Consider the following 1,112-nt stretch of genomic DNA (forward strand, 5'->3'; position numbering starts at 1 on the left):
CCACGATCCCTCCCGTAGGAACACAGGCCGATACGACAGATACGTCTAAGGCTACCGGACCTGGCGTCGACTATCAGGCTTTCCTGAAACTTCTCGTTGCAGAAATGAAAAACCAGGATCCGACCGAGCCGATGGATGCGACKCAGCAAATCTCCCAGCTCGCACAGTTTTCGAGCGTTGAACAAGCTGTTCAGACGAACACCAAGCTGGACCAGTTGCTTGCGAGTTCGTCTTTGTCACAGGCCGATGGTATCATCGGCCGGACCGTCACAAGCGCTGACGGTACCGTCAAGGGCGTTGTTGAGTCCGTGCGCATCTACAGCGACGGCATGATTGCAACACTCATGGGTGGCGCCCAGCTTCCAATCACCGCCGGCATCGTCATTTCGGCCGGCAATGAATGAGGCAGACGCACTCGACATCGTTAATCAGGCTATCTGGACGGTAATCGTTGCCTCTGGCCCGGCAGTCGGAGCCGCGATGCTGGCTGGGGTCTGCATTGCACTGTTTCAGGCACTGACACAAATACAGGAAATCACACTCACGTTCGTCCCCAAGATCCTTGTCATCCTGGCGGTTCTTGCATTGACCGCTCCGTTCGTCGGCTCACAGATCAACACGCTGACGCTGCTGACATATTCTCGGATCGAGAAGGGTTTCTGATGTAGTCAGCCGCGTGCGCCCACGTTGGCCTCGCACAAGCTTCGGTATCTATTGTCCCCGTGACAACAGGAGAATGCCGTGCAGCAAGCCGCAGTAAAACGATTGGGCGACAAGGGCTATCTGACGGGCAGCGATGTTGGCCTTGCTCTCGGCATCGTCATCATCCTAACGGTTCTTTTCCTGCCCGTTTCACCAATCGTTCTCGATATTGGTCTCGCGTTCTCCATTGCTCTCTCCGTGCTCATCCTGATGGTGTCGCTGTGGATCCAGCGGCCTCTCGATTTCTCTGCCTTTCCGACGGTGCTTCTGATTGCGACAATGATGCGCCTGTCGCTCAATATTGCGACGACGCGTGTCATCCTGACCCATGGCGATGAAGGGTACGCCGCAGCCGGCCAAGTCATCCATGGCTTTTCGCAATTTGTCATGGGCGGTGATTTCGTCATCGG

General features: G+C 55.9%; 3 protein-coding genes. All 3 read left to right on the forward strand.

Annotated features, from left to right (window positions below):
• On the forward strand, positions 1-404 hold a 404-nt coding region (flgD, locus tag ACXJ5O_RS27865; protein WP_457302739.1), incomplete at its 5' end, for a flagellar hook assembly protein FlgD.
• Positions 397-663, forward strand: coding sequence for a flagellar biosynthetic protein FliQ (locus ACXJ5O_RS27870; protein WP_106718371.1), 267 nt, complete (start codon positions 397-399; stop codon positions 661-663). The genes flgD and ACXJ5O_RS27870, both read left to right, overlap by 8 nt.
• 78 nt (positions 664-741) lie before the next feature.
• Positions 742-1,112 (forward strand): FHIPEP family type III secretion protein (locus ACXJ5O_RS27875; RefSeq protein WP_457302740.1); only part of this gene is annotated, 371 nt, incomplete at its 3' end.

It is taken from the genome of Phyllobacterium sp. P5_D12 (genome assembly GCF_054049495.1).